The following is an 18,092-nucleotide window of genomic DNA, read 5'->3' as shown; positions in this document are numbered from 1 at the left end:
CTAGGCACGCCTGTATACATGGTAATCGAAAAAGCGCAGCAGTTCCTCCCCTTTTTCCATTTCCTCCGGGGTATGGAAGGTGATTCGCAACGCTCCGTATATGTCTTCACGCGTCTCCCTGATTTGCAGGTTGGTGATGTTGATCTGCTTTGCCCCCAAAAGCGTCGTGATGCGGCCAATCTCCCCCGGATGGTCGGGAATGTCGATGTACAGATCGTTCAAAGGCGGCAAAGCCCCGGTTTTGCGCTCGGGCAAACCGTCGCGGAAATCACGAGCGGTTTGGAAGAACCGTTCAATCCCTTCCGGATCGCCCGCTTCGACAAGCTCGATGACATCCTCCAGTGCCTTTGTCCAGTCTTTGGCGATTTTTAAAATCGGCTCGCGGTTTTGCAAGAGCACATCCCGCCACATCCGGGGGTTGCTGGACGCAATCCGGGTGATGTCGCGAAATCCGCCTGCGGCCAGGCGTGCGTGCCAAGCGTTTTCCTCGTCGTATCCGGCGATCAGATTGACCAGCGCGGATGCCAGCACATGCGGGAAGTGACTGACAGCGCCCACTACCTGATCGTGGGTGTCGGCGTCCATTTGCACGATTTTTGCTCGTGTCAGCGTCAGCAATTCGCTCAAGCGCTCCACTTTTTCAGGAGGAGTGCCTGGTGCGGGAGTCAATACGTAGTAGGCGTTTTCCATGAGCCTGTCCGAGGCCGCCTCGACGCCTGACTTGTGCGAGCCTGCCATCGGATGTCCGCCGATAAACGTCACGTTCTCCGGAATGACCTCGACGGCTTGTCTCACGATGCCGGATTTCGTGCTGCCCACGTCTGTCACGATGACGTCCGGCTGCAAATCCATGTCTTTTAGCAGGTGCAAGGTGGCCACGATCTGCTCCACGGGCGAAGCGAGAAAAATGACATTCGCTTCCCGGACGGCTGTCTGCAAATCCGTTGTCCCGGCATGGATGACGCCGAGAGTCAATGCTTTATCCAAAGGTTCTTGACGTACGTCGTAACCGACGACCCGGATATTCGGGTCCCGTCGCATCGACAAAGCGATCGAACCGCCGATCAATCCGACTCCGATTACGGCGATGGTGATTTTTTTCATCTCCACTTCCTGTCCTTCCTCGTTTGCGTAAACAAAGATGCCGGTGCACGCCCGGCATCTTTTGTCCGTTATTTCAATGCGCCCGTCACCATTTCTTTCAACACAGACAAAACCTTTTCATTCTGTTCTTTTGTGCCTACGGTAATCCGCTGATAGCCAGGGAAGCCGAGTGCATTCCCCGAGCGCACGATGATGCCGTGCGTCAACAATTTTTTGAACACTTCATCCGAATCCCTTTTCAGGTCCACCAAAATAAAGTTGGTCTGCGAAGGGAAGTAAGAAAGTCCCCATTCGTCAAAAGCGTCCGTCAATTGCTTCAGCCCTTCGCGGTTGCGCTCGCGGCATGCGGCGACGAACTCCTGGTCGTGCAGGGCTGCGCGTGCCGCCACTTGACCGAGCGCTCCCGTGTTGAACGGCTCGCGCACGTGCTCCAGCGCAGACACCAGCTCTTCGGAGGCGATGCCGTAGCCGATTCTGAGCGTTGCCAGCCCGTAAATTTTGGAGAACGTCCGCAAAATAGCCAGATTCGGATACTGCTCAAGCAGAGGAACGGTTTGCGGGTATTCCGGATCAACCACATACTCGTAATAAGCTTCATCCAACACAACGAGAACGCTGCTCGGCACTTTTTTCAGGAACGCTTCCAGCTCTGCCGCCGTCACGATGGTACCGGACGGGTTGTTCGGGTTACACACCCAGACCACTTTCGTCTGTTCGTTGATGGCCGCTGCCATCGCTTCCAGATCGTGAACGCCATTTTTGAGCGGAACCTCGATCAGCTCTGCCCCTTCGATGATCGCATTGGAGCGATATTGGGAAAAGGTAGGGGTCGCCATGACCGTATTCGTGCCTTCACTCAAAAACGCCCGGGAGATCATCAGCAAAATTTCGTCAGAACCGTTTCCGAAAATCAGTTGACTAGGCTTCACGCCGAGGAAATCGGCCAAATCCCAGCGCAGGTTGAGGCTTGCGCCGTCCGGGTAAAGAGCGAGATGGTCCAGCTGCTCCGCAATGGCCGCCTTCGCCTTGGGCGAGCAGCCGTAAGGATTCTCGTTGGACGCCAGCTTGATTACTTCTGTCAAACCAAACTCCCGTTTGACGTCTTCAATGGGCTTCCCTGGCTGATATACCGGGGCATTGAGTATGCGTTGCTTCGGTTGCATCCACGTTCACTCCAGTCACATTTTTCCCATTATTGTAGCGCACTCGCCAACTGTTGTACAAACGTTTTTATTTTTTCAACAGCAACTGGCATGTGAGCCGGATCGCGCAGTTGCTCCTCGTGCTGCTCAATCTGCTGGACAATCGCGCTGCCCACGATCACGCCATCTGCATGCGGCGCGACTGCCCGCACCTGCTCGGGCGTGGAGATGCCGAATCCGACAGCGGTCGGCGCAGTCGTGCTTGCTTTTACCCGCTGCAAAAACGCCGCCAGGTCATCACGCAAGTCTGCTCGCGCGCCCGTTACGCCGAGCGAGGACACGCAGTAGAGAAAGCCGGTCGCCTGCTCGCCGATTGTCTGGATGCGCGCAGCGGAAGTTGGCGCCACGAGCGAAATGACGTGCAAATCGTTTTGCTTCGCGGCAGTCACGGCAGGACCGTTTTCTTCAATCGGCAAGTCCGGAATGACGACGCCATCCGCACCATGCGCGGCCAGGTCCGCGAAGAAGCGCTCGATTCCGTATTGCAGCACCGGATTGAAGTAAGAAAACAAGACGATGCCCGCTTCTACGCCCGACTCTCGCAGACGGGACACCAGCTGCAAGGCGTCTGCAATCGACACGCCGTGTTGCAGCGCACGCTGCGAAGCGCGCTGGATGGTAGGACCATCTGCCAGCGGATCGGAATACGGGACGCCCAGCTCGATCACGTCAGCCCCAGCCTCCACCATCGCGGTCACGAGGTGAAACGTCGCTTCCACCGTCGGATCGCCTACCGTTACAAACGGAATAAAACGCTTGCGGCTGCGATCCGCAAACAGACGGTCAATTCGGTTGGTTGCTGTTGTCATCATGCTTCTCCTCCTTCCGTGCGTTCCGCCAGCGCTTCCCGGATCGTCAGCACGTCTTTGTCTCCGCGGCCCGACAGGCAAATGACGATGATCTTGTCCGGCGACATTTGCGGAGCGCGCTTGATGACCTCCGCAATCGCGTGGGCGCTCTCCAATGCGGGAATAATCCCTTCCGTGCGGCACAAAAGCTCGACGGCCGCGAGCGCCTCCTCATCGGTTACGGACGTGTACGTCACTCTGCCCGTATCTTTTAAATACGCATGCTCAGGGCCGACGCCCGGGTAGTCCAGACCCGCCGAGATCGAGTGCGCCTCCTGCACCTGTCCGTGCTCATCCTGGAGCAAGTAGGTGAGCGAGCCGTGAATCACGCCTGGCCGCCCAAGGGTCAAGGTCGCGGCATGCTTGTCTGTCTCGATGCCTTTTCCTGCCGCTTCCACACCGCGAAGCGCGACCGTCTCATCCTGAATGAACGGGTAAAACATCCCGATCGCGTTGCTGCCGCCGCCTACGCAGGCGACTACCTCGTCCGGCAGCTTGCCGAGCTGCTGCAACATTTGCTTACGCGTCTCCTCCCCGATAATTTTCTGGAACTCGCGCACCATGTACGGATACGGATGCGGGCCGACGACCGAGCCGATCACGTAAAACGTCTCTTCCACGTGCGAAACCCAGTGGCGAATCGCCTCGTTGGTCGCGTCTTTCAGCGTCCGTGAGCCGGACACGGCCGGAATGACTTCCGCTCCCAACAGGTTCATGCGAAAAACGTTCAGCGACTGGCGGCGAATGTCTTCCTCGCCCATGAACACTTTGCAGGAAAGCCCGAGCTTCGCGGCGACCGTCGCGCTGGCAACGCCGTGCTGCCCCGCTCCCGTCTCCGCGATAATCGCTTTTTTGCCCATGCGCTTGGCCAAAAGCGCCTGCCCGAGCGCATTGTTCAGCTTGTGCGCCCCGGTATGGTTGAGGTCTTCGCGCTTGAGGTAGATTTGCGCCCCGCCGAGCGCTTCCGTCAGCCGTTCCGCATACGTCAGCGGCGTAGGACGACCCGCGTATTGGCTAAGCAGCTCGTTCAGCTCGGCCACGAACTGCGGGTCGCGGCGCGCTTCCTCAAAAGCAGTCTCCAGCTCGTACAACGCATTCATCAATGTCTCCGGCACGAATTTTCCGCCGAACGCTCCGAAGCGGCCGTTCTCGTCAGGCACGACCCGCGCGGTTGTTTGTGTATTGCTTGGCATGCGCCTTCACCCTCTCCACCAGTGTGATGATCTTTTCTCCGTCTTTCTCTCCATCCGTCTCCACTCCGCTGGACACGTCGATCAGCTCGACCTGGTACGTGCCAATCAGCTCGGCTACGTTTTCGGCATGAATCCCGCCGGCGATCATGCAGATCGCGTCCTTGCACTTCGCCTGTAGCAGCGGAATTTGCTCCCACGAAAACTTTTTCCCCGTTCCGCCTGCTTGCGCCGGGTCGTACGTATCGAACAAAAACGCGCTCACAATCCCTCGATACGCTTCCAGCGACGCGGAGGCATCGGCTTCGCCACCAACAGCCAGTGCTTTCCATACCGGCACCGAAAACCGCTCCCGAACCTGCCGGCAAAATTCCGGCGTCTCCTGGCCGTGCAACTGAATGACAGAGAGCGGCGCTTCTTCGAGCACTTCCGCCAGCTCCTCCATCGTCGGATTGACGAACACACCGACAGCCGGCGGGTGACCGGGAACGGCAGCGAGCAGTCTCCCTGCCGTTTTCGCATCTACCTTGCGCTTGCTTGGGGCAAACACCAGACCGACGTAGTCGACGTCCAGTTCTTTTAGCAGCGCAAGCGTCTCCGGGCGCTTGATCCCGCAAATTTTCAACCGGGTCATACGCTCACCCCTGCCTTGCCGCCTTCCGCTCTTCCCACCAGATCGAGAACCGCCTGTTTCACGTCCTGCTGGCGCATGAAGTGCTCGCCAACCAACACCGCTCTCGCTCCCGCTCGTCTGACGTTTTCCACATCGGTCGCAGTAGCGATGCCGCTTTCGCTGACCACCGTCAGAGAAGCAGGCAGCTCCGCGAGCAATTCGTGCGTCACAGCAAGATCGGTCTGAAACGTATGCAGATTGCGGTTGTTGATCCCGAGCAGCTTCGGTTCGATCACGCGGAAAACGAGCTCGCACTCCCGCCTGTCATGGACTTCGACGAGGACATCCATCCCCAGTTCTTCTGCCGTCTGGGACAAGTGCCGCAGCTGCTCGCGCGTCAGGATCGCGGCGATGAGCAAGATGCAATCCGCCCCGGCTGCCCGCGCTTCCACCACCTGAATGTCTTCGATGAGAAAATCTTTTCGCAGCAACGGGCGGTCTACGACTTGGCGGATCGCCTGCAAATAGGCGAGACTGCCCTGGAAAAACGACTCGTCGGTTAGGACGGACAGGCACTCTGCCTCCGCCGCCTGATACGCCTGGGCAATCGCAATCGGGTCAAAATCCGGGCGGATCAGCCCTTTGGACGGCGAAGCCTTCTTCACTTCCGCGATCACGCTGACTGGACGCACGCTCTGTTCCAGCGCCCGGCGAAAGCCGCGGGGAGGCTCTTCGGCTTTGGCTTGCCGCAGCAAGGCCGCGACACTCGTCTCTTTTTGCAGGCGAGCGATTTCCTCGCGTTTCTTTTCCACGATTTTACGAAGCATGAATCATTCCTCCTGCAATCTGCCGAATGTGCTCAAGTTTGCGCATGACGATGCCGTCGTCGATCAGCTCTGCTGCCCGAATCACGCCTGCTTCCATCGAACGGACGCGATCCGCCAGGTACAGAATCGCCCCTGCGTTCAGCAATACGATGTCGCGTGCCGCCCCGCGTTTGCCAGCGAACACCTCGCGAATGATGGTCGCGTTTTCGCTCGCGTCTCCGCCGCGCAGCGCCTCTTTATCATGGCGGCGCAATCCGAATTGTTCCGGATGGATCTCGTACGTGTGAATCTGTCCGTCGCGAAGCTCTGCGATCTGGCTTGGTCCCGTCACGGTCAGCTCATCCAGACCGTCAGAGCCAGCCACGACCAACGCTCGCTCCACGTGCAGCTCGCGCAGGACCGCTGCGACCGTCGAAAGCAGCTTCGCATCGTAGACGCCCATCAACTGGCGGCTGGCGTTGGCCGGATTGGTCAGCGGGCCAAGCAGGTTGAACACGGTGCGCACGGCCAGCTCCTTGCGCGGACCTGCCGCATGCTTCATCGCCTGATGATAGAGCGGCGCGAACAAAAAGCACAGGTTGGTAGCGCGCAAACAATCGGCAGCCGACTCCGGCGACAAATTGACCGGAACGCCCAGCGCTTCCAGCACATCGGCACTGCCGCTTTTGCTCGACACAGCCCGATTGCCGTGCTTGGCGATTCGCACTCCGTCGCTCGCCGCCACAATCGCGCTGGCGGTAGAGATATTGAACGTGTTGCTGCCGTCCCCGCCTGTGCCGCACGTATCGACCAGTCCCGGCAGCTCGATGGGGAAACGCATGGCCCGGGCACGCATCGCCTGCGCAAACCCAATGATTTCCTCAACCTGCTCTCCCTTGAGCCGCATACTCGCCAAAAAGGCTCCGATCTGGGCGGGCGTTGCCTTGCCGTCCATGATTTCGCCCATCGCTTCCTCTGCGGCTGTCCGCGTCAGGTCATTTCCTTGCAGAATTTGCTCCAATGCATGGGTCAGCATGGCAATCCCTCCTTGCGCACAAATAGCTGTTCTGCCTTTTCCAAGGCCGCAATCATCGCAGCTGCCTTGTTTACAGTCTCCTGGTATTCGTTGGCCGGAATCGAGTCGGCTACGATGCCTGCTCCTGCCTGCACGTGCGCGTACCCATCCTGGAAAAACAACGTCCGGATCGTGATGCAACTGTCGAGCGAACCGTCAAAGGAAAGGTAGCCGATCGCTCCCGCGTACAAGTGGCGGGCATCCGGTTCCAGCTCGGCGATAATCTCCATGGCCCGCAGCTTGGGCGAGCCGGAGACGGTCCCGGCGGGAAAAGCGCTGAGCAGGGCGTCAAAGGAGTGTAGCCCCTCGCGCAGCTTGCCCGTCACGTGCGACACCATGTGCATCACATGCGAGTAATTTTCGATCACCAGCGCCTCTTCCACGCGGACGCTGCCATAAGCCGATACCTTGCCGACATCGTTGCGGCCGAGGTCGAGGAGCATGTAATGCTCCGCCCGTTCCTTCTGGTCGGCCAAAAGGTCTGCCGCCAGCGCCGCGTCCTCCTGCGGCGTCGCACCTCTTTTCCGCGTTCCCGCGATGGGGCGCATCTCGACTTTTTCCTCCTCCACCCGAACGAGCAGTTCAGGGGACGTACCGACGACTGTCTCGCCCTCGTATTCGAGGTAGTACATGTACGGCGAAGGATTCAGCGTACGCAGCAGTCTGTACACGGCAAACGGATCGACGTCGGTCTTGACGGAAAAGCGCTGCGAGAGCACCACCTGAAAAATATCGCCCGCCGCGATGTACGCTTTTGCCTGCTCGACCATCCGCTCGTACTGCTCGCGGCTCATGTTCGACTCGACGTTGAGCGGCGCGGGCGAATGCGTCTCCACCTGGATGCGGCTGTCCACCAAAAGCGGCGCGGTTACTTTCGTTGCCAGCTGCTCCAGCCTTTCGCAGACTTGCTTGTATTTTTCGTCAATGTCAGCAGCGGAATCTCCTTCTTCTACATGCAGGTTCACGATCAGTTGAATTTCCTGCTTCAGGTGATCGAAAGCGATCATCTCGTCGACGAAGAGGAAGCGCATATCTGGCACTCGCACGGCTTCCTTGCGGTGCGCCGGCAAATTTTCAAAATACCGCAACGTGTTGTAGCCAAAAAAACCGACGGCTCCGCCGCTCAATCGGGGAAAGCCGGGCAGCTTCGGACTTTTGAAGCGATCAGTCTCCCGCCGCAAAAAGTGGACGGGATTGCCTGTCACCGTTGTTCGCTCTCCGCTTCGCGAGACGACAGAGATGTCTTCCCCTTTTGCTTCGACGATTTGAAAGGGGTTCATCCCGATGAACGAAAAGCGGGCCCAGCGCGCGCCGCCTTCCACGCTCTCCAGCAAAAAGGAATGGCTCGTTCGAATCTTTTGATACAAACGGATGGGTGTCTCCTGGTCAGCCAGCAGCTTCAGGCTCACAGGAATCAGGGAATAGGACGCCGAAAGGGTCTTGACCTCGGCAAGGGAAGGATAAAACATGGCTCTCATCTCCTTTGTAGGGGGAGCGAAAAGGGAAAACCGCCTTTTCACTGCCCGCTTCCTAGAGCGAGAGGTAGGGGGAGAAAACATATACAAAAAAACCCAGTCAAAGAACTGGATGGGGTAGATACCTATGTACCCAGCCTGCTCTTCTCTCCTCAACCTAACTCATCTCAACTCTGCTCTACTCATTCTCAACTCAGCCGGTATTGGCCCTTCATCTAAAAACGAGGCGCTCTCGTTTCACTTATGGTAAGAGAGAGCGCCCTGTTTTGTCAACTGCGATTTGTCAAATCCGGGCGAAGCTTTACCGCATCGCGCAAAAAAACATGGTGAATGTCTTTGGCCGACTTCTCTGTGTTGACGTGCATCATGACGCGAATACAGAGAGGCAGGCTGCCTGGCACAGGAATTTCGCGAGCGCACATCAAGGGAACATACTGCCAGGCTTCCCCTTCCAAAAGACGCGCCGCCTGGGCCGGAAACGTCGCACGCAAGTCCTCTGTCGTCGTGATGATGATGCTCGCGATCTCTTCCGGATGCACCTCATTGCGCGTCACCATTTCTTCCAGCAGCCACTTGGTGGAAAAGACAATCTCTTCCCGCGTATCGGCTTCAACCGTAACCGCGCCTCTGATTCCTCGCATTCCCATTACAAAGCCTCCGCTTCTTCACTCATTACTGTCAGGATGAGCTGTTCGTCTACGTTTTTCACAATCTCCGCCTGCCCGATTGCGCTCGGCAATACGAGTGCAAGCTTGCCGCCCACCGTCTTTTTATCCCGCTTCATCGCTTCGAGTACGTCTTGCGGCAATAGTCCCTTTGGCCAGGCTGTAGGCAAATGGAACAGACTGAGCACATGCTTCGTGCGAGCGTACACGCCGCTTTTCGCAATGCCGAGGCGCTCCGCTACTTTGGCGGCGAGGCACATCCCGATGGAAATGGCTTCGCCGTGATTCAGTGTCGAGTAGGCCGACAGCGCCTCAAACGCATGGCCGAATGTATGTCCCAGATTCAACAGCGCCCGCTGCCCCTGCTCCGTTTCGTCGGCAGAGACGATGGCAGCCTTGACCGCGCAGCCTCGTTCGATCGCTTTCCCTACCCAGGCCGAATCCAGCTCCCACAGACGTGCAGCGTTCTCCTCCAGCCACTCTACGAAGGAGGCATCCGAGATAAGCGCGTGCTTGATGACCTCGGCAAAGCCTGCGGCCACTTCACGCTTGGGCAAGGTGTGCAGCACGCTTGTGTCATAGATCACGATGCGCGGCTGATGAAAAGCCCCAATCAGATTTTTCCCCAACGGGTGATTGATGGCCACCTTCCCGCCGACCGAGCTGTCGTGGGCGAGCAACGTCGTCGGCAACTGGACAAAGTCGATGCCGCGCATAAACGTAGCCGCCACAAAGCCAGCCAGATCTCCCACAACGCCGCCGCCCAAGGCAAGAATCGCGGACTTTCGGTCCAATCCGGCCTGGATCGCGTCGGTCATCAGCCGTTCGTAGACAGCCAGACTTTTCGATGACTCGCCCGCTGCCACAACGCTCGCGGTCGCGTTGTATCCAGCAGCGCGAAGAGCTTCACGCAGCGGCTCCAGATAGCGAGCCGCCACATGCTCATCTGTCACAATCATGAGCTTGCTTGTGGAAACAACCCCAGCCTCCGCCAGCAAGTCCGGTACCTGCGGCAAGAGAGAATCACCGATCACGATCTGGTAGGAACGCTCTCCCAACTCCACTGTCAGTCTATGGGTACTCATTAGAACTTCTCCGTGTAGGCGCGATATTCACGCACGTTTTCCATCATGTCGTCCATCGAGTCGCTCGGGAATTTTTCGCACATCGCCTGCGCGATCTCCCATGCGACTACCGCTTCCGCTACGACGCTCGCAGCCGGAACCGCGCAGCTGTCGGAGCGCTCGATGCTGGCGGAAAACGGCTCTTTGGAGTCGATGTCCACGCTCATGAGCGGCTTGTAGAGTGTCGGAATCGGCTTCATCACACCGCGCACGACAACCGGCATCCCCGTGGTCATGCCGCCCTCCAAACCGCCTGCGCGATTCGTTTTGCGGCTGTAGCCGCCCTCCTCGCTCCAAATGATCTCGTCATGAACCTGGGAGCCTTTCAAGCCTGCCGCCTCAAACCCGATGCCGATTTCTACCCCTTTGAACGCCTGGATGCTCATGATTGCCTGCGCGAGCCGTCCATCGAGCTTGCGATCCCATTGCACATGGCTGCCCAGCCCGATCGGCACGCCTTCCACAATGACTTCAACCACGCCGCCAAGGGAGTCGCCGTCTTCCTTGGCCTTATCGATCGCGGCCATCATCAGCGGCTCCGCTTCTTTGTCCAGGCAACGAACAGGCGATTCTTCCGTGCGGGCGATCAGTTCTTCCAGGCTGACCTCCTGGCGCTTCGCCTTCACTTCATTGATTTGCAGAACATGTCCGCCGATTCGGATGCCAAAAGCCGCGAGCAATTGGCGAGCGACAGCGCCTACGGCCACGCGGATTGTCGTTTCGCGGGCGCTGGAACGTTCCAGAATATTTCGCATATCGCGCTGATGATATTTGATGGCGCCGTTCAGATCGGCGTGGCCCGGGCGCGGACGAGAAACGCGGCGTTTTTCCTCTGCGCCTTCTTCTACCGGCTCGGCACTCATGATCGTTTGCCAGTGGGTCCAGTCCTTATTTTCAACGACCAGCGTAATCGGTGCCCCCGTCGTATACCCGTGGCGCACACCGGACAAAATCTTCACCTGGTCTTTTTCGATTTGCATTCTGCGGCCGCGCCCATGCCCTTTTTGGCGACGTGCCAGCTGTTCATTGATTGCTTCAACGGAAATCGGCAGGTTGCTTGGAACCCCCTCGATGATCGCCGTAAGCTGCGGACCGTGAGATTCCCCTGCTGTCAAGTAACGCATCTCTTTCCTTCCTCCATCCTCCAGGCAGCTCGTATCCCCATTCCTTCCGGTTCGGGTCGCTGTCCTTTATCACTTTTAAGCGCTATAATATCATACCTGTCCGGCTGTGGAAATACAAAAGTAGAAACCTTGGCCGAAAACCTTTGGTTTGCCACAAAAAAACGCCCCTCCGTCGGGAGAAGCGCTTTCGCGTGCAGATGGTGGTGACTAAAACGGATCAACCATCAAATAAGGATTGGGACTAAGCGGCCTTCTGGAATGATCCACACGTATCAAATCATCCAGCTGCGTTTTTTCAGCCCCAAGTATTTGTCCGCATTCTTGCAACGTAATCAAACCGCGACGGTATGCTTCGATGACCTTGTGCTTATCCATCTGCTGCCCCCCTTGACAAAGTAAGTATTCCTAGTCTTGGGAAAAAAGAGCAGCGCTATACAAAGGGCCGTGGGGATTTATCCCATTTTCCGATAAAAGAACGTATCTTCTGCCTCCAGCTGGTATTGCTGCGGCTGGAAAATTTGCTCCGTGCTGCCGACAAACAGCACGCCGCCCGGCTTGAGCGCCCGGCTGAACTTGTGGTACAGCTCGTGCTTCGCCTCTTCCGTGAAATAGATCATCACATTGCGGCAGATGATGAGATCGAACTGCGTGTCAAACGTATCGGCCAGCAAGTTGTGTTTCTTGAACGTGACCCGCCTTTTCACTTCGTCGGTTATGCGGTAGCTGTGCGTATCCTTGGCGAAATACTTGTCTACCAGCTCCTTGGGGCAATCCTGCAGGGAGCGGTCCGTATAAACGCCTTGCTTGGCCTTGGACAATGCGCCCTCATCAATATCGGAAGCCAGCACGGTCGCGTCCAGACGCTTGCGCAATAAGATGAGCGAGAGCGTGTACGGCTCCTCGCCGGTGGAACAAGCGGCACTCCAGCATTTCAGGCGCGACGATTGCTTGGCAAGCCGCGGCAAAATTTTGTTTTCGAGAACCTCCCAGCGCCCGGGGTTGCGGAAAAACTCCGAAACATTGATCGTCATCCGATCGAGGAATTCGTAAAACAGCTCCCTGTCCTTTGCGATCGCATCGAAATAGTCGACGAACGTGGCATAGCCCCGCTTTTGCCGCAACGAAGTCAGGCGCCGCTTCATCTGTGCTTCCTTGTAGAGGGCAAGATCAATTCCGGTCATTTTTTTCACGCTAGCGATAAATTGGAGAAAGTCCTTATCTTCCATACAGAATTGTACCCCCTTGAAAACTCCTTCTGATTGTTTTCGCCCTGATTCGCCAAAATCCTATCTTTTCTCGGGGAGATTGTGACGAAAAAAAGAAAAACCCCACGCACGGGGTTTTTTCCTCTTCGTTATCACTTAGATCCAGCGTTGGATTGTTTTTTCGAAGGAGAGAACTTCATCAGCGGAGAACCAGAGGCTGATTTCGCGCTCAGCGCTTTCTGGAGAATCGGAGCCGTGGATGATGTTCATGCCAACGGAAGTTGCGAAATCGCCACGGATGGTGCCGGCAGCAGCTTCAAGCGGGTTGGTTTTGCCCATCATCGCACGAGCGGTGGAGATGACGTTGTTGCCTTGCCATACCATCGCGAACACAGGGCCGGAAGTGATGAAGTCAACCAGTTCGCCGAAGAACGGGCGCTCTTTGTGCTCAGCGTAGTGCTTTTCAGCCAGTTCGCGGCTTACGTTCATCAGTTTTGCTCCAACGAGTTGGTAGCCTTTTTTCTCGAAACGGGATACGATTTCTCCGATCAGGTTACGTTGTACACCGTCAGGTTTTACCATAAGGAACGTTTTTTCCATTGTAAGTATGCCTCCATCAACGCTATGTATTGGTGTATGCAACACCAACGAAAATTTTATCAAAACTGGGGTGGCCAAGCAACAGGCAGACCGTCAAATTCCCCTTAAAATTTGCGATCGATGATAAAATTGGCAATCCCTGTCAGAGATTGTTTCGCCTGCGTATCGGGCAAGTCGCTGAGAATCGCATGGGCGCGCGCGATGTAGCGTTCGGCCAGCCGCTGGGAAAACGCAATGCCTTCGTCCTGGCGTACCAGACGAATCGCTTCGTCCGCATGATCCCAAAACGTATTTTGCCGGATCCACTCCTGAAACTGGCCGCTCGCCTTGCCGTGGTAAGCGGTGTACAGCGCCGGCAGCGTGATGTTTCCATGGAGCAGATCGCTGCCCGCCGGTTTCCCCAGCTGCTTTTCCGTTCCCGTAAAGTCGAGAATATCATCGGTAATTTGGAAAGCCATTCCCACGTTGTAGCCGTACCAGTACATTTTCCGCACCAGCTCTTCCGGGGCGCCGCTTGCGACGGCCCCCAGCTGACAGCTGATCGCGATCAAAAGCGCCGTTTTCCGCTTGATTCTGCGCAGGTACGTGCGGAAGTTTTGGTCCCAGTTGTTCAAATCTTTGACCTGCTCGATTTCGCCCTTGCATACCTCGACAATCGCGTTGGAAAGAATCCGGTGCAGCTTCGGATTCGGCAGTTGGGAGGCGATGGCCAGCGCCCGGGCAAAAATGTAATCGCCTGCGTACATCGCCACCTTGTTGTCCCATTTCATGCGCACCGTGTCTTTGCCCCGCCGCTTGTCCGCATCGTCAATCACGTCGTCGTGAACCAGCGAAGCCATATGAATCAACTCAAGCGGGACGGCGACGTGCTTCAGAACTTTTACATCGTAGTGCCCCCATTTGCCTCCGAGCAGCACAAAGACCGGACGAATGCGCTTTCCTCCTGCTTTGAGCAAATGCGTCGAGGATTGATACAACTCGCGAACGTCTGTATCGATCGATTTTTCCAGTTCATCCTCAATGTACTGGACGTCCTTTTTCATCTTGAAATAAATGTCGACTAGGTTCATCCGTTATCCGTTCCACCTATCTCGCAAGCGTAATATTGGTCTTGTGGCCGTCCGCCTGCCACAACTCGACGGTCGCGGGGGCAGCCAGAAGCCCCAGCTCCGCCGCGCATCGGTAATAATACTCCAGTCCCACTCGCTGCACCTCGCCGAAATCGTGCTGCAGTCCCGCAAAGTAGGAAATCCATTCCGCTTTCGTTCCGCCGTAGTGCGCGCAAACGTAATCCACCAACGGACCGGGATCGGCTTTCGTCTTCTGTTTGCTCGCCAAAAACGAAGCGTGGACTTCTGCGATCAGTTCCCTGTGCTCTTCCAGCACCGCGCGTCTAAGCGCCCAAATGGCAAACGTCATCGAGTAGCCCGTAAACTTGTACCACAGCTCCCCGAGATCGTATACGTGCAGGTCTTTGGCTGTCCGCTCGGCGGCAATCGCGTCGTCGCCGATGAGCAGGGCCGCATCCGCACCTTGCAGCATCTGCGCCAGATTCGGCTCTTGTGTAACGTACGCGATCTCGTATTCGTAAAACTTGTGGAGAATGATTTTCAACAGATTCACAGTCGTCGCCGACGTATTGGTCAGGGCGATTTTCGCCCCGTTCAGCTGCTCGATCGGCTTTTTGCTGAATAAGAAAAGGGAGCCTACTCTCCCTTTGGCGCTGACAGACAGGTCTGCCAATGCCACATACCGGGAGGCATGCTCGGCATAGCTGAACGAGGAAATCGGGCCCATGTCAATCTCGCCCTTGGCCATCGCCAGGTTCAACTGGGCAGGCACCTGGCGAATGAATTCGATCCGATCCTCGAATTTGGCTTGTTCAAAATAGTAATAGACTGGCAACACGTTGGTATACAAAATTTGTCCGATCCGCAAAGACTTTTGCATGCGTCTATTCCCCCCAACGCCGAAACAGCGAGTGTGGTACATCCAGTGCATCCAAAGCTTTTCCCACGACAAAGTTAATCAAGTCATCCATCGTTTGCGGCTTTTGGTAATAGCCGGGCATGGCCGGCAAAATCCGCACGCCGAGCCTGCTCAGCGTGAGCATGTTTTCCAGGTGGATCGCATGGAGCGGCGTCTCCCTGGGGACGATCACGAGCCGTCTGCCTTCTTTTATCATCACATCCGCGACGCGCTCCAGCAAATTGCCGGAGGCGCCATGCGCGATACCGGACAAGGTGCCCATCGAGCACGGAACCACGATCATGCCGTCGCAGCGATACGACCCGCTTGCAGCAGGGCAAGTGAAGTCACGCAGTCCCCAATAATGCAGCTCACCGGGGAAATCCTGCTGCAGCTTCTCCCGCAATAGCCCTTCCCGGTCGTCTGCCTGCCAGTCCAGCTCATCGCGAAAAACTTGCCAGCCTGCCTCGGTAATCATCAGATGAACGAGGTGCCCGGCGCGCAAAAGCTCGATCACGACCCGGACGCCATAAATCGCGCCGCTTGCTCCTGTAATCCCGACTACCCACTTTTGCCTGTTCATGCAATCACCAGATCAATCATGGTAAACACGAACATGACGACGCTCAAAATTCCGTTCATGTTGAAAAAGGCTACATCGACCTTCGACAGGTCGGTCGGCTTGACCAGCGTGTGCTCGTAAATCAGGATCACCCCGGAGATCAGCACGCCCAGCAGGAACCAGAGCGACAGGTCCGCCACGACATACAGCGACAGCAAGCCGACAAACGTCAGGATGTGGCACAGTCTCGCCACGACCAGGGCATTGGCGATCCCGAAGCGGCTCGGCATGGAGAACAGCCCTTCTTTGCGGTCAAATTCGGCATCCTGGCAGGCGTAAATAATATCGAAGCCAGCCGTCCAGAACAGCACGGACGCAAACAGGAGTAAGCCGATCGCGTCTACCTGTCCCGTCGTGGCTACCCATCCGCCCAGCGGTCCGAACCCGATTGCTACTCCCAATACAAAATGGCACAGCCAGGTAAAGCGTTTGGTGTAGGAATACAACACCAGCACGAAAACGGCAAGCGGCAACAGCTTGACGGCCAAATCATTCAGCTGGAAGGCAGCGATGAACAGCATCACGAACGAAACGACAATAAACAGGACAACCTCCAGGACGGAGATCAGCCCCGCCGGAATCGCGCGTGTGGCCGTTCGCGGGTTTTTGGCATCAATGACGCGGTCGATGAGTCGGTTCAACGACATGGCTGCGCTGCGCGCCCCTACCATCGCAACGGTCACCCAAAAAATTTCCATCCAGGTCGGCCATGCCTTCTCAATTACAATACTTCCCAAAACCGCCCCCATAAAAGCAAACGGCAAAGCAAACAGGGAATGCTCGAATTTTATCATTTCCAAGATGATTTTCAATTTACGTAGACCCATCTATGACACTTCCTATTCTCCTGAAAAAATAGCGCCCTTGACCCGCTCGCGCCGAGGCCAGACGCTGAGGTTACGGCTTGGTTCCGATATGCAGAGCGGATACGCCCCCCATAAACAGCTTGACCTGAACCTGGTCCAGGCCAGCCTTTTGAAACATTCCCGCCAGCTCGCGGCTGTCCGGGAAATTCGTCAGCGAGTGCGGGAGCCACGCATATTCCTCGTATTTGTTCACGGTCAGTTTCGCAATCAACGGCAAAATTTTATAGAAGTATAAGTAAAAGAGCTTGCGATACGGGAGAAACGGGGGCTTGGACACTTCCAGCGAAACGACTTTTCCGCCCGGCTTCACAACGCGGGCCATCTCGTTCAGCACTTGCTGCACATCCGGTACGTTGCGCAACGCAAAGCCGATGGTGGCAAAATCGAATGTATTGTCCTCATACGGCAGGCTCATCGCGTCGGCATTCACCAGCTTGACGGTATTGCCGATACCGGCGTTCGCTACCTTGTACGCCCCTACATCCAGCATCTTCTGGCTAAAGTCCAGCCCGACAACCCGGCCCTCTTTGCCCACGGCTTTCGCCAGCGCAATCGTCCAGTCCGCCGTTCCGCAGGCCACATCGAGCGCACTGTCTCCGGGGCGGATGTTCATTTGCTTCATGGTGTAATTGCGCCAAGCCAAATGGCTGCCGAAGCTGATGACGTTGTTCATTTTGTCGTAGTCGTTCGCAATGCTCTCGAATACGAAGTGAACGTACTGTGCCTTCTCTTTCATTTGTGTCTGGTCCACTAGGCTACATCTCCTCAATAACTCGTTTCAGGCGATTCACGCGATGGGAGTAGCGAGCCGTTATGGAAGCGAGCACGTTGCGCGTTTCCGCAGGATGCAGCGTTCGCACCATTTGCTCGCACAAGCTGAGCATTTCCATGGCTTTCATCTCGACGATCGACAGCACCTGAGCAAGCGTAGCGCCTGGTTTTTGCAGCAAAAAGCGAGCAAAACCAAAAGGAACTTGTTCTTGCCACTTGATTTGCTCCCATTCTCCAATGACACTCTCTACCTTGGCCGTCTCCTTCATCAGATTTACCCAGAAACGGCGGCGATCGTCCGAATCCGCATACTTCTCGACAATCGCTACGTACAAGCCTGTATCAATCGTATTGCGCAGCTCCCAGTACTCTTCATCTGACAAGCTTCTGGAATCGCGTCCCGCAACGTACAGCTTCATTTTTGCTTCATTCACGCGCTGAACGGCTCCGGACAGCACCTGGATCGCTTCGATTTCACCCGTTTCAGACAGCAGGTGGTAGTAGCGGCTGCTGTAATAATCGCCGGCAAGCACGGTCAACTGTCGGTTTCGTTCTGCGCTCAGCGAATCTTCGTATTGATTTTTCACATGCTCATGCATGTCCAGTCCCAGCTGGACAAGTCCCGTCGCCGTGCAGAAAATGGAAGCCCGTTCCTTCGTCATGCCTTGTTCCCGCAAAAACAGATACAAAAGTTCCAGGCGATTTTCCGCCATGGAAGGAACATCTACGTAATACTCTACATAGGAATGGGTGGTTCGCTTGTAGATCTGCTCGATGATCGACCGAACCTCTTCTACATATGGGGTATGTTCTTTGCTCATGCGTCCTCCTCCA

At 56.3% G+C, this 18,092-nt stretch carries 20 protein-coding genes; all 20 read right to left on the bottom strand.

What is annotated here, in order from left to right:
- Entirely contained in the window at positions 1-1,104 is a 1,104-nt protein-coding gene (locus ACTHO6_RS03130) for a prephenate dehydrogenase (protein WP_440239231.1), read from the bottom strand.
- A gap of 68 nt (positions 1,105-1,172) precedes the next feature.
- Positions 1,173-2,267 carry a histidinol-phosphate transaminase gene (gene hisC, locus ACTHO6_RS03125; RefSeq protein ID WP_440239229.1) on the bottom strand — a complete coding sequence of 365 codons (1,095 nt, stop codon included), beginning with the start codon at positions 2,265-2,267 and terminating at the stop codon, positions 1,173-1,175.
- A gap of 29 nt (positions 2,268-2,296) precedes the next feature.
- Positions 2,297-3,115 carry a tryptophan synthase subunit alpha gene (gene trpA, locus ACTHO6_RS03120; protein ID WP_440239422.1) on the bottom strand — a complete coding sequence of 273 codons (819 nt, stop codon included), beginning with the start codon at positions 3,113-3,115 and terminating at the stop codon, positions 2,297-2,299.
- Complete coding sequence (trpB, locus tag ACTHO6_RS03115) at positions 3,115-4,347, bottom strand: tryptophan synthase subunit beta (protein WP_440239227.1); 1,233 nt, start codon at positions 4,345-4,347, stop codon at positions 3,115-3,117. The genes trpA and trpB overlap by 1 nt, the downstream gene beginning before the upstream one ends.
- Positions 4,307-4,978 (bottom strand): phosphoribosylanthranilate isomerase, encoded by a 672-nt coding sequence (locus ACTHO6_RS03110; RefSeq protein WP_440239224.1) that lies wholly within the window; start codon positions 4,976-4,978, stop codon positions 4,307-4,309. The genes trpB and ACTHO6_RS03110 overlap by 41 nt, the downstream gene beginning before the upstream one ends.
- A complete protein-coding gene (trpC, locus tag ACTHO6_RS03105; protein ID WP_440239222.1) occupies positions 4,975-5,784 on the bottom strand; it encodes an indole-3-glycerol phosphate synthase TrpC in 810 nt (269 codons plus the stop codon). Before trpC ends, ACTHO6_RS03110 begins: the two co-directional genes overlap by 4 nt.
- Positions 5,774-6,799, bottom strand: a complete 1,026-nt coding sequence (trpD, locus tag ACTHO6_RS03100; RefSeq protein WP_440239220.1) for an anthranilate phosphoribosyltransferase — start codon at positions 6,797-6,799, stop codon at positions 5,774-5,776. Before trpD ends, trpC begins: the two co-directional genes overlap by 11 nt.
- Positions 6,793-8,307, bottom strand: a complete 1,515-nt coding sequence (gene trpE, locus ACTHO6_RS03095) for an anthranilate synthase component I (RefSeq protein ID WP_440239218.1) — start codon at positions 8,305-8,307, stop codon at positions 6,793-6,795. The genes trpD and trpE overlap by 7 nt, the downstream gene beginning before the upstream one ends.
- Before the next feature lie 275 nt (positions 8,308-8,582).
- Complete coding sequence (gene aroH / locus ACTHO6_RS03090; protein WP_440239216.1) at positions 8,583-8,960, bottom strand: chorismate mutase; 378 nt, start codon at positions 8,958-8,960, stop codon at positions 8,583-8,585.
- Complete coding sequence (gene aroB / locus ACTHO6_RS03085; protein ID WP_440239214.1) at positions 8,960-10,063, bottom strand: 3-dehydroquinate synthase; 1,104 nt, start codon at positions 10,061-10,063, stop codon at positions 8,960-8,962. The genes aroH and aroB overlap by 1 nt, the downstream gene beginning before the upstream one ends.
- Positions 10,063-11,226 carry a chorismate synthase gene (gene aroC / locus ACTHO6_RS03080; RefSeq protein ID WP_440239212.1) on the bottom strand — a complete coding sequence of 388 codons (1,164 nt, stop codon included), beginning with the start codon at positions 11,224-11,226 and terminating at the stop codon, positions 10,063-10,065. The genes aroB and aroC overlap by 1 nt, the downstream gene beginning before the upstream one ends.
- A gap of 207 nt (positions 11,227-11,433) precedes the next feature.
- A complete protein-coding gene (locus ACTHO6_RS03075; protein WP_440239209.1) occupies positions 11,434-11,601 on the bottom strand; it encodes a hypothetical protein in 168 nt (55 codons plus the stop codon).
- Positions 11,602-11,678: 77 nt separating this feature from the next.
- Positions 11,679-12,452: a CheR family methyltransferase gene (locus tag ACTHO6_RS03070; RefSeq protein WP_440239207.1), complete on the bottom strand. Its 774-nt coding sequence runs from the start codon at positions 12,450-12,452 to the stop codon at positions 11,679-11,681.
- A 135-nt stretch (positions 12,453-12,587) separates the two neighbouring features.
- Positions 12,588-13,031, bottom strand: a complete 444-nt coding sequence (ndk, locus tag ACTHO6_RS03065) for a nucleoside-diphosphate kinase (RefSeq protein ID WP_440239205.1) — start codon at positions 13,029-13,031, stop codon at positions 12,588-12,590.
- Between the two features lie 104 nt (positions 13,032-13,135).
- A complete protein-coding gene (locus ACTHO6_RS03060; RefSeq protein ID WP_440239203.1) occupies positions 13,136-14,101 on the bottom strand; it encodes a polyprenyl synthetase family protein in 966 nt (321 codons plus the stop codon).
- Between the two features lie 16 nt (positions 14,102-14,117).
- Entirely contained in the window at positions 14,118-14,981 is an 864-nt protein-coding gene (locus ACTHO6_RS03055; RefSeq protein WP_440239200.1) for a menaquinone biosynthetic enzyme MqnA/MqnD family protein, read from the bottom strand.
- Positions 14,982-14,985: 4 nt separating this feature from the next.
- A complete protein-coding gene (locus ACTHO6_RS03050) occupies positions 14,986-15,582 on the bottom strand; it encodes a UbiX family flavin prenyltransferase (RefSeq protein ID WP_440239198.1) in 597 nt (198 codons plus the stop codon).
- The gene (locus tag ACTHO6_RS03045; RefSeq protein ID WP_440239196.1) at positions 15,579-16,448 is read right to left on the bottom strand and encodes a UbiA-like polyprenyltransferase; all 870 of its coding nucleotides are present in this window, start codon (positions 16,446-16,448) and stop codon (positions 15,579-15,581) included. The genes ACTHO6_RS03050 and ACTHO6_RS03045 overlap by 4 nt, the downstream gene beginning before the upstream one ends.
- A 70-nt stretch (positions 16,449-16,518) precedes the next feature.
- A complete protein-coding gene (locus ACTHO6_RS03040) occupies positions 16,519-17,238 on the bottom strand; it encodes a demethylmenaquinone methyltransferase (protein ID WP_440239194.1) in 720 nt (239 codons plus the stop codon).
- Positions 17,239-17,242: 4 nt separating this feature from the next.
- Positions 17,243-18,079: a heptaprenyl diphosphate synthase component 1 gene (locus ACTHO6_RS03035; RefSeq protein WP_440239193.1), complete on the bottom strand. Its 837-nt coding sequence runs from the start codon at positions 18,077-18,079 to the stop codon at positions 17,243-17,245.
- Positions 18,080-18,092 lie beyond the last annotated feature (13 nt).

It is taken from the genome of Brevibacillus sp. SAFN-007a, from assembly GCF_051967035.1.
Lineage (GTDB): Bacteria > Bacillota > Bacilli > Brevibacillales > Brevibacillaceae > Brevibacillus.
This window is presented reverse-complemented; position numbering and strand designations above follow the sequence as displayed.

Excerpts from the sequence above, each read along its gene's own strand:
- ACTHO6_RS03130 (WP_440239231.1), bottom strand. The coding sequence starts at position 1,104 with ATGAAAAAAATCACCATCGCCGTAATCGGAGTCGGATTGATCGGCGGT.
- hisC (WP_440239229.1), bottom strand. The coding sequence starts at position 2,267 with ATGCAACCGAAGCAACGCATACTCAATGCCCCGGTATATCAGCCAGGG.
- trpA (WP_440239422.1), bottom strand. The coding sequence starts at position 3,115 with ATGACAACAGCAACCAACCGAATTGACCGTCTGTTTGCGGATCGCAGC.
- trpB (WP_440239227.1), bottom strand. The coding sequence starts at position 4,347 with ATGCCAAGCAATACACAAACAACCGCGCGGGTCGTGCCTGACGAGAAC.
- ACTHO6_RS03110 (WP_440239224.1), bottom strand. The coding sequence starts at position 4,978 with ATGACCCGGTTGAAAATTTGCGGGATCAAGCGCCCGGAGACGCTTGCG.
- trpC (WP_440239222.1), bottom strand. The coding sequence starts at position 5,784 with ATGCTTCGTAAAATCGTGGAAAAGAAACGCGAGGAAATCGCTCGCCTG.
- trpD (WP_440239220.1), bottom strand. The coding sequence starts at position 6,799 with ATGCTGACCCATGCATTGGAGCAAATTCTGCAAGGAAATGACCTGACG.
- trpE (WP_440239218.1), bottom strand. The coding sequence starts at position 8,307 with ATGTTTTATCCTTCCCTTGCCGAGGTCAAGACCCTTTCGGCGTCCTAT.
- aroH (WP_440239216.1), bottom strand. The coding sequence starts at position 8,960 with ATGGGAATGCGAGGAATCAGAGGCGCGGTTACGGTTGAAGCCGATACG.
- aroB (WP_440239214.1), bottom strand. The coding sequence starts at position 10,063 with ATGAGTACCCATAGACTGACAGTGGAGTTGGGAGAGCGTTCCTACCAG.
- aroC (WP_440239212.1), bottom strand. The coding sequence starts at position 11,226 with ATGCGTTACTTGACAGCAGGGGAATCTCACGGTCCGCAGCTTACGGCG.
- ACTHO6_RS03075 (WP_440239209.1), bottom strand. The coding sequence starts at position 11,601 with ATGGATAAGCACAAGGTCATCGAAGCATACCGTCGCGGTTTGATTACG.
- ACTHO6_RS03070 (WP_440239207.1), bottom strand. The coding sequence starts at position 12,452 with ATGGAAGATAAGGACTTTCTCCAATTTATCGCTAGCGTGAAAAAAATG.
- ndk (WP_440239205.1), bottom strand. The coding sequence starts at position 13,031 with ATGGAAAAAACGTTCCTTATGGTAAAACCTGACGGTGTACAACGTAAC.
- ACTHO6_RS03060 (WP_440239203.1), bottom strand. The coding sequence starts at position 14,101 with ATGAACCTAGTCGACATTTATTTCAAGATGAAAAAGGACGTCCAGTAC.
- ACTHO6_RS03055 (WP_440239200.1), bottom strand. The coding sequence starts at position 14,981 with ATGCAAAAGTCTTTGCGGATCGGACAAATTTTGTATACCAACGTGTTG.
- ACTHO6_RS03050 (WP_440239198.1), bottom strand. The coding sequence starts at position 15,582 with ATGAACAGGCAAAAGTGGGTAGTCGGGATTACAGGAGCAAGCGGCGCG.
- ACTHO6_RS03045 (WP_440239196.1), bottom strand. The coding sequence starts at position 16,448 with ATGGGTCTACGTAAATTGAAAATCATCTTGGAAATGATAAAATTCGAG.
- ACTHO6_RS03035 (WP_440239193.1), bottom strand. The coding sequence starts at position 18,079 with ATGAGCAAAGAACATACCCCATATGTAGAAGAGGTTCGGTCGATCATC.